Source organism: Hydrogenophaga sp. (assembly GCF_025699295.1).
Classification (GTDB): Bacteria; Pseudomonadota; Gammaproteobacteria; order Burkholderiales; family Burkholderiaceae_C; genus Hydrogenophaga.
Genome location: NZ_JAILWB010000002.1, coordinates 200,005 through 214,885, shown reverse-complemented (window position 1 = coordinate 214,885; position 14,881 = coordinate 200,005). Strand labels below are relative to the sequence as shown.

General features: G+C 61.3%; 12 protein-coding genes and 1 pseudogene. 10 read left to right on the top strand and 3 right to left on the bottom strand.

Going from position 1 to position 14,881, the window contains the following annotated elements:
• Positions 1-24 precede the first annotated feature (24 nt).
• Genes K5880_RS02580 through K5880_RS02570 form a run of 3 tightly spaced genes read right to left on the bottom strand, consistent with a single transcriptional unit; the run spans position 25 to position 3,088 of the window.
• Positions 25-516, bottom strand: coding sequence for a cupredoxin family protein (locus K5880_RS02580; protein ID WP_079364956.1), 492 nt, complete (start codon positions 514-516; stop codon positions 25-27).
• A gap of 60 nt (positions 517-576) precedes the next feature.
• Positions 577-1,965, bottom strand: a complete 1,389-nt coding sequence (locus K5880_RS02575; RefSeq protein WP_079364957.1) for a copper oxidase — start codon at positions 1,963-1,965, stop codon at positions 577-579.
• 13 nt (positions 1,966-1,978) lie between these two features.
• Positions 1,979-3,088, bottom strand: a complete 1,110-nt coding sequence (locus K5880_RS02570) for a TolC family protein (RefSeq protein ID WP_127806696.1) — start codon at positions 3,086-3,088, stop codon at positions 1,979-1,981.
• A gap of 146 nt (positions 3,089-3,234) precedes the next feature.
• On the opposite strand from K5880_RS02570, the gene K5880_RS02565 reads away from it, so the two are divergent.
• The 10 genes and pseudogenes from K5880_RS02565 to K5880_RS02520 all read left to right on the top strand — a co-directional run bounded on the left by K5880_RS02565 (position 3,235) and on the right by K5880_RS02520 (position 14,881).
• On the top strand, positions 3,235-3,921 hold the full coding sequence (locus K5880_RS02565; protein WP_066159830.1) for a heavy metal response regulator transcription factor: 687 nt from the start codon (positions 3,235-3,237) through the stop codon (positions 3,919-3,921).
• Positions 3,921-5,318, top strand: coding sequence for a heavy metal sensor histidine kinase (locus K5880_RS02560; protein ID WP_079364959.1), 1,398 nt, complete (start codon positions 3,921-3,923; stop codon positions 5,316-5,318). Before K5880_RS02565 ends, K5880_RS02560 begins: the two co-directional genes overlap by 1 nt.
• A 9-nt stretch (positions 5,319-5,327) precedes the next feature.
• Positions 5,328-5,684 (top strand): hypothetical protein, encoded by a 357-nt coding sequence (locus K5880_RS02555; protein WP_079364960.1) that lies wholly within the window; start codon positions 5,328-5,330, stop codon positions 5,682-5,684.
• A gap of 110 nt (positions 5,685-5,794) precedes the next feature.
• The gene (locus tag K5880_RS02550) at positions 5,795-7,138 is read left to right on the top strand and encodes a TolC family protein (protein WP_066159728.1); all 1,344 of its coding nucleotides are present in this window, start codon (positions 5,795-5,797) and stop codon (positions 7,136-7,138) included.
• Entirely contained in the window at positions 7,135-8,766 is a 1,632-nt protein-coding gene (locus tag K5880_RS02545) for an efflux RND transporter periplasmic adaptor subunit (RefSeq protein ID WP_066159725.1), read from the top strand. The genes K5880_RS02550 and K5880_RS02545 overlap by 4 nt, the downstream gene beginning before the upstream one ends.
• Positions 8,763-9,938: pseudogene (locus K5880_RS02540) on the top strand (efflux RND transporter permease subunit); the annotation flags it as partial. The gene K5880_RS02545 and the pseudogene K5880_RS02540, both read left to right, overlap by 4 nt.
• Before the next feature lie 555 nt (positions 9,939-10,493).
• A complete protein-coding gene (locus K5880_RS02535) occupies positions 10,494-11,738 on the top strand; it encodes a branched-chain amino acid ABC transporter substrate-binding protein (protein WP_297648302.1) in 1,245 nt (414 codons plus the stop codon).
• 92 nt (positions 11,739-11,830) lie between these two features.
• Positions 11,831-12,778 (top strand): branched-chain amino acid ABC transporter permease, encoded by a 948-nt coding sequence (locus tag K5880_RS02530; RefSeq protein ID WP_297648300.1) that lies wholly within the window; start codon positions 11,831-11,833, stop codon positions 12,776-12,778.
• Between the two features lies 1 nt (position 12,779).
• The gene (locus tag K5880_RS02525) at positions 12,780-14,114 is read left to right on the top strand and encodes a branched-chain amino acid ABC transporter permease (protein ID WP_297648298.1); all 1,335 of its coding nucleotides are present in this window, start codon (positions 12,780-12,782) and stop codon (positions 14,112-14,114) included.
• A complete protein-coding gene (locus K5880_RS02520) occupies positions 14,111-14,881 on the top strand; it encodes an ABC transporter ATP-binding protein (RefSeq protein WP_297648295.1) in 771 nt (256 codons plus the stop codon). The genes K5880_RS02525 and K5880_RS02520 overlap by 4 nt, the downstream gene beginning before the upstream one ends.

The following is a 14,881-nucleotide window of genomic DNA, read 5'->3' as shown; positions in this document are numbered from 1 at the left end:
AGGTTGTGATGCTGGGAAAGCCGCTTACTTGGCGGCTACCTTGACCTGGCCCTTCATGCCAGCGTCGTAGTGGCCCACATGCAGGCAGGCGAAGTCCACCACACCGGGTTTCGTGAAGCGCCAGATCACTTCACCTTGCTTACCGGGTTTGAGCGAAATCTTGTTGGCTTCTTCGTGCTCCATGCCTGGATTTTTCTTCATGACCTCGTAGTGCTCCTTGAGCTCTTTTTCCGTGCCAAGGCTGAACTCATGCGGCACTTTGCCGGAGTTCTTGATGACAAAACGGATGGTTTCACCCTTTTTCACCGACACGTTCGAAGGCGTGAAGCGCATGCTGTCTGCGGCGTCCACTTCAATCGTGCGTGTGACGTTTGCGGCGACACCGGCCTCGCCGATCGGCGACTCATCGTGCCCACCGCCGTGGGTGCCACCAGCGAACGTGGCGGAAGCTGCCAAAGCCGCAGCAGCGAAAACAAAGCCAGCACGGGGAGCGATGTGGAACTTGACGAATTTCATGGTTGTCTTTCAGGGTTGTGGTTGGGGAAACAGTGAGGAGAACTTGGATACGCTGAGCGCTCAGTGCGACATGCCTTTGGCGGTGGGCTTGATCGCCTGGGCGGTGGCGGGTGTGGTGTCGCTGCTGGCCGCAGGACGCGGTGTCGGGGGCAGTGCACCGTTCCACTCGTAGGCCACGGTGCCTTCGGGGAACTTGTAGGGGCCCGGGTCCTTGTAGTCACCCGGCTTCTGGTCCTTGCGGACTTTGAAGACGGTGAACATGCCGCCCATCTCCAGCGGGCCGAACTGGCCGGTGCCGGTCATCATGGGTGCCGTGTTGTCGGGAATGGGCATCTGCATCTCGCCCATGTCGGCCATGCCGCGTTCACCCATCAGCATGTAGTCGGGCGCCACCTTCTGGATCTTCTTGACCAGGCCGCGGTGGTCCACGCCAATCATCGTGGGCACGTCGTGCCCCATGGCGTTCATGGTGTGGTGGCTCTTGTGGCAATGCATGGCCCAGTCACCTTCTTCGTCGGCGATCAGCTCGATCTGGCGCATCTGCCCCACGGCCACATCGGTGGTGACCTCGTACCAGCGGGTGGACGGTGGCGTCGGCCCGCCATCGGTGCCGGTGACCAGGAATTCGTGACCATGCAGATGGATCGGGTGGTTGGTCATGGTGAGGTTGCCCACCCGGATGCGCACCCGGTCGTTCAATCGCACGTTCAGCGTGTCGATGGCCGGGAACACCCGGCTGTTCCAGCACCAGATGTTGAAATCCGTCATGGTGTTGATCTTGGGTGTCTTGCTGCCTGGCTCCACGTCAAACGCATTGAGCAGGAAGCAGAAATCCCGGTCCACCTCGCTGATGTGCGGGTGTTTGGCCTTGGGGTGGGTCACCCACATGCCCATCATGCCCATGGCCATCTGCACCATTTCGTCCGCATGCGGGTGATACATGAAGGTGCCAGGACGCCGTGCCTCGAACTCATACACATAGGTCTTGCCCACGGGGATGGCGCGCTGGTTCAGGCCGCCCACACCGTCCATGCCGCTGGGCAGACGCTGACCGTGCCAATGGATGGTGGTGTGTTCCGGCAGCTTGTTGGTCACGAAGATGCGCACGCGGTCGCCTTCCACCACTTCGATGGTGGGTCCCGGACTCTGGCCGTTGTAACCCCACATGTTCACTTTGAAGCCCGGTGAGACCTCGCGCACCACGGGCTCGGCCACCAGGTGGAATTCCTTGACACCATCGTTCATGCGCCATGGCAGTGTCCAGCCATTCAGGGTGACCACCGGGTTGTAGGGCCGACCGGTTGTCGGGATCAAAGGCGGAGCGGTTTCGACCGACGTCTGGATGACGGGCTCTGGCAAACCAGCCAGGGCGGAACGGGCCACGGCCAGGCCGGCCACGGATGCGGCGGCGCCGGCAAAAAACTGTCGTCTGGAGTTTGTGTTTGTCATGTGTTGTGTCCTTTCAATGTGCGGCCGCAGTCGGTGCATCTCCACCGGCACCACCCAGCGAGACGAAGCTGTCCGGTTCTCCGCCCTGCAAGACCCACTGAAGATCGGTCTCGGCGATCCAGAAGTCGCGCTGTGCGCCAATGGCGTCTACCGTGGCTTGGGACTGGTTGCGCACCTCGTCCAGCAGATCCCAGACGCTTTTGAGCATGCCGTTGTAGTGCAGCACCGTTTCTTCGGTGATGAACTCACGGGTCTTCAGCACATCCCCTTGGCTGTCCTGCGCCAGCGCATGGGCGGCCCAGTAAACCTTCATGGCGCCTCTGGCCAGCGCTCGGTTGCGCAGGCTCTCAGCTCCAGGCAATTGGTTGCGGATCGCGTCGGCACGCTTTTGCAGATCGGCTTCCGTCATGGCCTGCGCCGGGATGGCGGGAAGCTGGTCTGGGAGCACAAACCCATCCTGCAAACCCGTTTGCCCCATCGTCTTGACCAATTTGTTTTGGGCCTGGGCGGCGGCTTGCTGCGCCCGCCGGAGATTCATGCGGGCGGTCGATGCCGCGAGTTGAACTTGCGACAGTTGCAACTTGCTCCAGTTGCCCACCGTCACCATGCGCTGCCCCAGTTCAAGGGCGGCCTGGGCGGCCTCCATCATGTCGCGCTGGTGTTTCAGAACCTGTTGAGCGGCCACAGCTTCAACCCAGGCTTTGCGCCCCGCTGCAGCCACCTCCAGCACCTCACCAGCATCTTCGACGCGCCGTTGTAGGCTTGAGTCGAGTTCTGTCCAGCGGCCTTCGGCGATCAATTGTTCATTCAGGGGACCCAGTTTCGACAATGGACGAGCCAGTTCACGATGGACCGTCCAGGCCATACGAACTGCGGCCTCTGCGTTGGGAATGGCAACACCCGTGGTACTACCCGGCGTCGTGGTGGACGCCCCCGCATTGGCCTGTTCCCACTTGAGCACGTCGGCATGCCCACGCTTGAGTGCACCCACCGCGTCGTTGGCCCGGCGCCAGTCGGGTTCTTGCGAAGGGCTGGCCGTTTGCGCTGAGAGCGCCAGCGGCAGGGCCAACAGGCCCGCCACCAGTAGTTGGCTTGTGGCTCGGTGACAAAACAAAGATTTCACTGCTTTCGCTCCTTTTGATGCAGATCAAGTGGTGCGGATTCTGGCGGCGCGAGTTCGTCACTTCCCTGTCGGTCAGATTACAAAAATGTCAGCTTCGGTCACGCCCGCTCCGCTGAGGGCAAACTTGCGGTCAGGAGAATGTGAACGTGAAAATTCTGATCGTTGAAGACGAACCCAAAGCCGGCGACTACCTGAAGCAAGGTCTGCGCGAGGCGGGCTACGCCGTGGACCTAGTCACCAACGGCGTTGATGGTCTGCACCATGGCCTGGAAGGCGATCACGATCTGGTGATCCTGGACGTCATGCTGCCTGGCATGGACGGATGGCAGGTGCTCAAGAACCTGCGCAGCCAGGGGCGCCAGATGCCCGTGCTGTTCCTGACGGCACGCGATCAGGTCGAAGACCGTGTCAAGGGCCTGGAGCTGGGGGCCGACGACTACTTGGTCAAGCCGTTTTCTTTTGCCGAGTTGCTGGCCAGGGTCCGGACGATCCTGCGGCGCGGCCGTTCAGGCCTGGAAGCCACCTCGATGAAAGTGGCCGATCTGGAGCTCGATCTGCTGCGCCGACGGGTGACCCGGTCCGGCAAACGCATCGATCTGACGGCCAAGGAATTCGGTCTGCTGGAATTGCTGATGCGCCGCCACGGAGAGGTGCTGCCGCGCTCCCTGATCGCATCCCAGGTGTGGGACGTGAACTTCGACAGCGACACCAACGTGATCGAAGTGGCCATGCGGCGTTTGCGGGCCAAGGTGGACGATGGATTCGAACCGCGCCTGATCCAGACCGTGCGCGGCATGGGCTACGTGCTCGAAGCACCCGAGGACGCCCACTGATGCTCGGCCGGTTGTCTCTGACGGCGCGACTGACCGCACTGTACACCCTGGTCTCGGCCTGTGTGCTCGTCGGGCTGGGCCTTCTGGTCTCGATCGCGGTGGGGCGGCACTTTGTCGAACTCGACCGGGATTTCCTGAAGGACAAGATCGAACTGGTGCAGACCATCGTCGGCGAGGCCTCGTCATCGGAGATGCTGGCATCCCGGCTGGATGAGCTGCTGACCAGTCACCACGGCTTGTCCGTCGAGCTGCGCAACAGCGACCGGCTGGTCTATGGCAAAAAGGGTTCGGTGTTCTCAGCGCTGTCACCATCCATTGGTTCAGATGGGCGCACTTTCGACTGGACGGTCGGCGACCAACCGCTGCGAGGTCTGAAGGCGGGCATACGACCGCCTGCCACCTGGAAGGACTTGGCCGCTGACGGTCAACCGCTTGAACTGCTGATCGCGCTGGACACGGCGCACCACACCCATTTCATGCAGTCGCTCAGGCAGACCCTGGCGCTTCACCTGATCGGCGCCATCCTGGCCAGCGGCTTGCTGGGCTGGTGGGCCGCCCGCCGGGGCCTGGCACCGCTTCGAACCATAAAAGAGCGCGCCATGACGGTCACGGCCCAGAAGCTGGACCAGCGCATGCCCGTGGACGCGGTGCCGGCGGAGTTCGCCGACCTGGCGCAGAGCCTGAACACCATGCTCGAACGTCTGCAATCCGACTTTGCGCGGCTGCAGGAATTCTCCAGCGACCTGGCGCACGAACTGCGCACCCCCATCAACAACCTGCTGACCCAGACCCAGGTGTCGCTGACGCAGAAGCGGGAGGTGGGCGTGTACCAGGACATCCTGGCCTCCAACGCCGAGGAGTTGCAGCGGCTGGCCCGCATGGTCTCCGACATGCTGTTTCTCGCCAAGACCGAGCACGGGATCGAGCTGCCGCACCGCGAGACCGTGTCACTGCGCGACGAGGTGCTGGACCTGTTCGACTTCTACGAAGCGCTCGCCGAGGAAAAGCTGATCCGCCTGAACACCGACGGCGATGCGCGCATTGTGTGCGACCGGCTGATGATCCGCCGCGCGATCAGCAACCTGCTGTCGAACGCGATCCGGTACTCACCGCCGAACGCGCCCGTGCGAGTGTCGGTGAACCAGGGCAACGGTCAGATCCAGCTTTGCGTGCACAACGCCGGCCCCGCCATCCCGGCGGCCGATCTGCCGCGGCTGTTTGACCGTTTCTACCGGACCGAGAAGTCGCGCAGCCACCCCGACTCAGAGGGCACGGGCCTTGGCCTGTCCATCACCAGAGCCATCATGGAAGCCCACGGAGGCTCCGCATCGGTGGCGTCCAACGATCTGGCGACCACCTTCTGCCTGAGCTTTCCCACGCGGGACGCATCGTCCTAGAATCCGCCCATGCGCCTGTTCCTGGCCTTCCTCTTGTGCCTGGCCCTTCCTCTGCAGGGTTGGGGTGGTGGCGTGCGCCTGCAACCACCATGCCCGATGGAAGCGGCCATGGCCCTGCAAGGCGACACGGCCGGCACCAGCCCGGACATGGCGATGGACGATTGCTGCAACGACGCCGAGACTTTTCAGCTCACCGGCAAGATGTGCAAGACCGGGCAGGAGTGCCAGGCCCCTACGGGCTTTGTGGTGCCACCGGTCATGGCCGTGGCGCAGGCGCTTCCTGTGAACGATCTGCACGTACCCGCGCCCCCCGAGCCACTGCGCGGCTCGCCCGCCAGCATCTGGCGCCCCCCTTCCCTGCTCTGACGTTTCCACCCTGACACCGACCAGCCCTTGGAGGCGGGCCGGTGCTCAGCAGCGGCGACCGCGCATCCCTGCGCGTGCTCAGCCCGTGTGCATTCTTTTGGAGCAGAAACATGGAACCCCTTTCCCCGGCGTCCGGTGGGTCGGTCCGCGCTCGCGGCCGCATCCTCACCCGCCACCGCACCACGATCACAACCGCACACATCGCAGTCCTGATCGGCCTCGCGATGTCCTCCATCGCGCACGCGGCAGAGGCGCTCTCGCTGCCTCAAGCCGTTCAGGCGGCGCTGGCGCGCTCCCCCGCGCTGGTCGCCCAGGACGCGGCCGCCCGCTCGGCACGGGACATGGCCGTGGCCGCCGGCCAGCGCCCCGACCCGGTCCTGCGTCTGTCGCTGGACAACGTCCCGCTGTCCGGGCCAGACCGGTTCAGCACCAGCCGCGATTTCATGACCGCGAAATCGGTGTCGCTGATGCAAACACTGCCCAGCGCAGCCAAGCGCCAGGCACGCACGGCGCGCTTTGAACGCGAAGCGCAAACCGCCGAAGCCGGGCGCGTGGAGCAAGCCGCCACCATCGGCCGAGAAACCGCCATGGCGTGGTTGGAGCGGCACGCGCTGGAGCAGCGCCTGGCGTTGTTGCACGAGCAGCTGGGCGAAGCCCGCCTGCTCGTGCAGGCCAGCGAATCGGCCGCACGCAGCGGCAGCGGATCGCCGGCCGACTGGATCGCGGCGCGGGAGTCGGTCGCCCAGTTGCAGCAAACCCTGTTGGGCGTCGAAGCCGAGCGCCAGAACGCCCGCCTCACCCTGACCCGCTGGACCGGCAGCACCCCCGATCAGCCGCTGGCCGCACCGCCCGATCTGGCGTCTTCACCCTTCGGAACGGGCGATGTGAGCGAGCGTCTGACGCACCACCCCGAACTGCTTCGGCTCTCGGCGCAAGAGGCGGCCATGGTCGCCGAGGCGGAGGTGGCGCGACAGGAGCGCGAACCCGACTGGAGCACCGAACTCATGCTCAGCCTGCGGGGCTCGGGTTACCCGAACATGGTCTCGCTGGCGGTTTCGGTCCCACTGCCCTGGGATCGCCCCCAGCGACAGGACCGGGAACTCGCGGCCCGTCTCGCCCAGGTGGACGGCTTGCGTGCCGAACGCGAGGAACGCGCCCGGGAACACCAGGCCGAAGCCCGCCGCTGGGAGGCGGGCTGGCGGGCCGGTCTGGCCCAACTCGCCCTGATCGATGCCGAGCGGCTGCCTTTGGCCGAGCAGCGCATCCAGACCACCCTGGCTGCCTACCGGGGTGGCCGGACGCCCTTGAGCGAGGTGCTGGCCGCGCGGCGCATGGCGCTGGACCTGCGGATGGAGCGCATCGAACTGCAACGCTCGACCGCCAGCCTGTGGGCCCAGCTCGCTTACCTCATCCCCGCCGAACCGGCTGCTGCAGCCAAAGGAGTGACACCATGAACGTCCGAACAACAATCGGCCTTGGCGTTGTGGCCGTGGCGACCCTGGGAGCGGTGGGCTACGGCGCGTGGACCGCCGGCATGCGCTCTGGCATGGAGATGGGGTCTTCCCAGCCGGCACCCCGCGCCGCCAGCGCCCCGCAGGACCCGGACGCCTGGAGCGTGGTTCAAGGCGGCGAAGCCACAGCCCGCCACCTCCGAGACGGGCTCAAGGCGGGCGACGTGGACCCGGTAACCGGCCGGGTGATCCTGAGCTACCACGACCCCATGGTGCCCGGCAAGAACTTCGAGGCCCCGGGCAAATCGCCTTTCATGGACATGATGCTGGTGCCGCGCTACGCCGGCGGCGCGAACGCAAGTGCCGACACCGGCGCCGTGGCGGTGAGCCCGCGCATCCAGCAAAGCCTGGGGCTTCGCACGGGAGAGGTGGTTCAAGGCACGCTGGCGGGCGGTTTTTCAGTGGCGGGCAACGTGGCCTGGAACGAGCGGAACCAGGTGGTGGTCAGCGCCAGGTCCATGGGCTTCGTGGAGAAGCTGCACGTCCGGGCCGCACTGGACCGCGTGGCGGCCGGTGCGCCTCTGGCCGAGATCTACGTTCCCGACTGGGTGGCCGCGCAGGAAGAGTACCTGGCCATCACCCGCATGCCCGGCGCCGACCTGGGGCCGCTGCGCGACGCCGCGACCCAGCGCCTGCGCCAGGCCGGCATGGACGCGGCACAGATTCAACACGTGGTGCGGACCGGTACGGTGCAACCCCGTTTCACGCTGCGCGCGCCGATCAGCGGGACCCTGACCGAGTTAATGGTGCGCGAGGGCGCGACCGTGATGCCGGGCATGCCGCTGATGCGCCTGCAAGGCACAGCCACGGTCTGGGCCGAGGGCCAGGTGCCCGAGGGCCAGGTGGCACAACTCCAGCCCGGCGCGAAGGTCAGCGCCACCAGTCCGGCAGCGCCGGGGCAGACCTTCGAGGGACGGGTGCAGGCTATCCTGCCCGAGGTGGACCCCGCCACGCGCACGCTCAAGGCGCGACTGGAGCTGAACAACCCCGGCGGCAGACTGGTGCCGGGCATGTTCGTGCAGATGCGGTTCGCCGAACCGGTACGCCAGCCGGCCCTGCTCGTGCCCAGCGACGCGGTGATCCACACCGGTCGCCGCAGCGTGGTGATGCTGGCCGAAGACGGCGGGCATTTCCGGCCCGTGGAGGTTCGTGCGGGACGTGAGGCCGGTGGCCAGACGGAGATCGTGCAAGGTCTTCAGGCGGGTCAGCGGGTGGTGCTGTCGGGCCAGTTCCTGATCGATTCCGAAGCCAGCCTGCGTGGGCTGGAGACGCGCCTGAACCAGGCCCCGGCTGCTGCTGCGGCCCCTGCTGCGGCTGTGGATCTGCACCGCACCGATGCCGTGATCGACGCGGTGGACGGGGACAGCGTGACCCTCACCCATCCCGCCATTCCGGCGCTCAAGTGGCCCGGGATGACGATGGCGTTCCGCCTGCCGCCTCCCGAACAACGGCCCAGCGGACTGTCCCGAGGAGACCCGGTGCGCATCGAGTTCCACACGCAGGATGGTGCCGAACCGCAGATCACCCGGATCGAGCGCGTGGCACCTCCCGCTCAAGGAGCGAAACCATGATCGCGCGGCTCATCCACTGGAGCATCGGCAACCGCTTCCTGGTGCTGCTGGCCACCGTGATGCTCACCGCCTGGGGCGTGGTGTCGATGCTGCGCACGCCCCTGGACGCGCTGCCCGACCTCTCGGACACCCAGGTCATCATCCGCACCAGCTGGCCCGGCCAGGCGCCGCAGATCGTCGAAAACCAGGTCACCTACCCGCTGACCACCACCATGCTGTCGGTGCCCGGGGCCAAGGCGGTGCGGGGCTACTCCCTGTTCGGCGACAGCTTTGTCTACGTGCTCTTCGATGACGGCGTGGACCTGTACTGGGCGCGCTCGCGCGTGCTGGAGTACCTCAACCAGGTGCAGTCGCGGCTGCCGCCGTCGGCCAAGTCCTCCCTGGGGCCCGACGCCACCGGCGTGGGCTGGATCTACCAGTACGCGCTGGTGGACCGCAGCGGCCGACAGAGCCTGGACCAACTGCGTTCGCTGCAGGACTGGTTCCTGCGCTTTGAGCTCAAGACCGTGCCGGACGTGGCCGAGGTGGCCAGCCTCGGCGGCATGGTGCGCCAGTACCAGATCGTGCTCGACCCCGACAATCTGGCCGCCTACCGCATCACGCAAACGATGGTGAGCGAGGCGATCGGCCGCGCCAACCAGGAGGCCGGGGGATCGGTGCTCGAGCTGGGCGAAGCCGAATACGCGGTGCGCGCCAGCGGCTACCTGAAGACCCTGGACGATTTCCGGGCCATCCCGCTGATGACAACCGACCTGGGCGTTTCGGTGCGACTGGGCGACGTGGCCCGGATACAGCTCGGGCCGGAGATGCGGCGCGGCATCGGTGAACTCGATGGCGAGGGCGAAGCGGCCGGTGGCCTGATCGTGATGCGTTCGGGCAAGAACGCGCTGCAGACCATCCGAGCCGTCAAAGCCAAGCTCGCCGAACTGCAAAGCGGCTTGCCCGAGGGCGTGGAGATCGTGCCGGTGTACGACCGCTCCGGGCTGATCGAGCGTGCGGTGGACAACCTCGGGTTCAAGCTGCTGGAGGAGTTTCTGGTGGTGGCCGTGGTCTGCGCGCTGTTCCTGTTCCATCTGCGCAGCGCCCTGGTGGCCATCGTCTCGCTGCCGCTGGGCATCCTGATGGCGTTCATCGTCATGCAGCAGCAGGGCGTCAACGCCAACATCATGTCTGGGCGTCTATTGAATCCCACCTCAAAAGCATTGATTATCCTCATTTTCTTCAAAAAAACTGCATTCTTGTACCCCGAGTACCACCCCTCCTGTGGCGTGGATGCAAATAAACATCCCTGGACTCATAGTAAACAGTGTCCCACTTCCGCATAGCAACCTGGGACGATTCAGTCAAACCGAGCGCCTGTGATCTGCAACTCTCTCCCTCAAGCTGGCGCAGGCGACGCAGCTCCGAGGAGCCAATGCCGCTGTAGCGCTTCCCAGCGGCCAGATATAGAAGGTGGCCTCGCTGATGTCTGCGGCGACAGGATGCGCCCAGATGTCCGGGGGCACATGATCAGGATTGCTGCACGCTCACAAAGATGTCGACGATGGCGACGTCCAGATCGATCCTTGCTCCCCATGTCAAAGCCGGTCCCGCGGGTACTTCCCAGGCCCCGTCTGTTGACACTTGACGAACCGTGGTTCACAATTCATAAGAACCGTGAGCGCAACCGGGCACACTGGGTTCGCCAAGAAGCATTCCCTGTAACTGACACAAAAAGGAGACAACTTATGAAGACCACCATCAAGGCAGTATCGGCAGCGCTGGTACTTGCGGTCAGCCCTCAAGTTTTTGCACAAAAGGGAGAGACGGTAAAAATCGCGATGTTCCTGCCCCTCTCAGGAACATTCGCCGGCATCGGGCAAAACTACCTCAGGAGCTGGCAGTTCGTTGCCAACCACATGTCGGGTGAAAAAAATCCGGCTGGTGTGAAATTCGAAATTGTGGGGTTTGATAACAAGGGCTCACCACAGGACACATTGAATGCATTCAGGGCAGCGCTCGATCAAGGCTTTCGGTATGTCATGCAGGCAAATGGCTCTGGGGCTGCCATCGCTCTGTCAGAGGCGGTTGCACGTCATAACGAGCGCAATCCAGGAAGAGAAGTTCTGAATGTGAATTCAGACGCTCAAGACCCATCGTTGACCAACGATAAGTGCAGTTTCTGGTACTACCGGCTCGATCCCGACACCTCCATGAAGATGGAAGCTTTGACCGATTTCATGAAGGATCATGCCAAGGTTCAAAGCGTCTACCTGATCAATCAAGACTACGCGCATGGCCACCAGGTGTCTGCCTATTTCAAGGAGGCCATCGGGAAAAAACGGCCGGATTTGAAGGTAGTTGGCGATGACCTGCACCCAATTGCACAGGTAAAAGATTTCGCACCATACGTTCAAAAAATCAGGCAATCTGGTGCAGACGCCATTGTGACAGGCAGCTGGGGGACCGACTTGACATTGCTGGTCAAGGCTATCAACGATGCAGGCCTGAAGTTACCGCTCTACACGTACTATGCCAACGTCACCGGGACGCCAACGGCACTGGCAACGAGCGAGGATGCGCAAGTTTATCTGGTCACGTACGCACACCCCTACCACTCCGGCGAACTCGGAACATTGATTTCGAGCTTCAAAAAGACCTTCAACGATGACTACTACAACGTGGCGTCTTACACAGGCACCCTGCTCCTCGGAGAAGCGATTGCAAAAGCCAAAAGCACCGACCCTGTGAAGGTGGCTGCTGCATTGGAAGGTTTGACCGTCAAAACCTTTTCAGGCGAAGTCACGATGCGCAAAACTGATCATCAACTGCAACAGCCGATGTTCATCACCAAGTGGCAAAAAGTCGACAGCAAGCACGCGTACAGCGTCGAGAACACCGGCTACACATTCGTGCCCATCAAGGAGATTGATGCTGCCACGGCGAGCGCGTCGACCAGTTGCCAAATGAAAAGGCCCAGCGGCATCAACTAGCCTGCATGAGAGCTGACAATGCCCGGAAGATAAATCTTCCGGGCTGCGACCGCTGAAACGCGGAATCACCTATCTCCATTCCACGCAGGCTCATGGAAACCTTCACAATTTCTCTTCTGAATGGCATCAGCTATGGGCTGCTGCTGTTCATGCTGAGCTCAGGCCTGACACTGATCTTCAGCATGATGGGCGTTCTCAATTTTGCGCATGCCAGCTTCTACATGTTGGGTGCCTATTTTGCATTCACCATCTCGACGCTTGTGGGTTATTGGCCCGCATTGATCCTCTCACCTTTGATTGTGGGCCTTCTTGGCGCAGCATTTGAAAATCAATTTTTGCGACGGGTTCACAAATATGGGCATGTCGCGGAATTGTTGATCACTTTCGGCCTTTCTTTTGTCGCACTGGAATTGGTGCAGCTGACATGGGGAAGAAGTCCGGTTAATTACACAGTTCCCAGCCAACTATCAGGTGCCCTTTTTTCACTTGGGGGAACACAATTTCCCGTGTACCGGGGTTTCATGATGCTGGTATCGGTGCTCATGCTGGCAGCAACTTGGCTGCTGCTCACACGTACCCGCATAGGCTTGGTGATACAGGCTGCACTGACTCACCCAGACACGGCCGAAGGACTGGGGCACAACGTCCCCCGTGTGTTCATGATGGTATTTGGAGGTGGCGCCGCTCTTGCCGGACTAGCCGGTGTCATAGGCGGCAATGCGTTCATCACCGAACCAAGCATGGCCGCAGCAGTGGGTCCCATCATCTTTGTGGTGATTGTGGTCGGCGGAATGGGATCACTCGTAGGTGCATTCGCCGCGTCCATGATAATTGGGATCATTCAGACTTTCGCAATCGGCATTGATAGCTCTCTCATGAGTGTTTTCTCATCCATTGGCTGGAACATCAATTCAGACACGTTTGGATATGCAATTTGGCGACTCAAAGTCAGCCAAATCGCACCTATTCTTCCATTTGTCCTGATGGTGCTGATGTTGGTGTTCCGACCGAAGGGTCTTCTTGGAAACAGGGAGAACTGATATGAGAAATATACAAAATATCAACGAAACCCGGAAACCTGTAGATTCCAAGATTTCCACCGCATCGAAGTTCAATTTGAGCCGCTGGGTCGTTTGGGTGGGGTTTGCCACCTTGCTTTTAGCGGCACCCATGGTATTTACCAGCAGTCTGTCACAGACCATGCTGTCGCAAATGGGTATAGCGATTATTGTTTGTCTTTCATTCAATATACTCCTAGGCCAAGGTGGAATGCTCTCATTTGGGCATGCTGTGTACGCTGGCATGGGATCATTTTTCGCCATCCATGCACTTAGCATTGCTGGTAATGGTCAGTGGCCCATTCCAGTCAGCATGATTCCGCTTGTAGGGGGTATCGGTGCAGCCCTTTTGGCTATTCTCTTGGGATACGTCACCACAAAAAAAGCCGCTGTCCCGTTTGCAATGATCACCCTGGGTGTGGGCGAGCTGATTTTTGCCATGTCTCTGATGTTTCCAGAATTCTTCGGAGGTGAGGGTGGCATCTCCGGTGACCGTGTGGTGGGATCCTCTCCTTTTGGCATCAATTTTGGACCGCAGATTCAGGTTTACTACCTCATTGCGATATATACATTCATCTGCACTGCACTGATGTTTGCCTTTACCCAAACGCCTCTCGGGCGCATGCTCAATGCAGTTCGAGACAATCCAGAGCGCGTCGAGTTCGTCGGGTACGACACACGAAAAGTCCGCTACATGGCTTTTATTATCGCGGCATTCTTTGCCGGGATTTCTGGAGGCCTTGCTGCGCTGAATTTCGAGATCGTCACATCAGAGGTAGTCAGCACGCATCGTTCAGGCGCCTATCTGCTGTTCACTTTCCTGGGCGGCACGACCTACTTCTTCGGCCCCATCATTGGCGCCATCCTGATGGTTTTGGCCTTTGTGCTGCTTTCCGAGCTGACAAAGGCCTGGCTCCTGTATCTGGGCCTCACATTCATGTTCATGGTGGTGTATGCACCCGGTGGAATCGCAAGCCTCATCATGATGAACGTTCGTGTTGCCAAATTCGGTAGGCTCAAAGAGCTTATTCCAAGCTACATCGGTCTCGCAATTGGCGCGGTCATTATGCTGTCTGGAGCAGCAGGCATGATCGAAATGGTATACCACCTGAATCTGCAGATATCAATGAACTCAGAGTTTAACTTTCTTGGGGTAATGCTCGATGCAAAGGGTCTGAGCAGTTGGCTTGGCTGTATTGCAGCCGCACTCGTCGGTCTTATCATTTTTGAAATGATCCGTCGTCGAACCCAGCGCAAATGGAGCGCCATTCAGAATGACATCGAGCAGGAAGTAAACCGTCGGGAGGGCCTTGTATGAGCTATGCCCTTGAAATCAAAGGCCTTCGCAAGAGTTTTGGTAAAACCGAGATCATCCGTGGTATCGATCTGGCCGTTGAGGAAGGTGAGCGCGTTGCCGTGATCGGTCCCAATGGCGCGGGCAAATCAACGCTGTTCAACCTGATCAGCGGCCGCTTTGCTCCCACCAGTGGAGAGGTTCTGCTCATGGGGGAGCGTCTAGACGGCAAAAAGCCCTTTGAAGTCAACCGCATGGGGTTGTCGCGTAGTTTCCAGATCACGAACATCTTCCCAAAACTGTCAGTGTTCGAAAACCTGCGCTGCGGGGTGCTATGGAGCCTGGGATACAAGTACACGTTCTTGAAATTCCTTGCCAACCTGGACGATGCCAACGCGCGTGCAGAGCATTTGCTGAGCCTGATCCACATGGAAAGAAAGCGCGATGTTCTGGCCATGAACCTCACGTACGCAGAACAGCGCGCGCTGGAGGTGGGCGTCACGATCGCAGGTGGAGCAAAAGTTGTGCTACTGGATGAACCCACGGCAGGCATGAGCCGCGAGGAAACCCAGCGATTCATTCAATTGATCAAGGAGGTCACTGAGGGCAAGACCTTGTTGACCGTTGAGCACGACATGGGTGTCGTATTTGGCCTCGCGGACAAAATCGCGGTGGTGGTGTACGGTGAGGTGATCGCGTTTGACACTCCTGAGAAGGTGCGCTCAAACCAGCGGGTGCAGGAAGCGTATCTGGGCTCCGTGGTTGCCGATCAACAAGCGGGGGGTCATTGA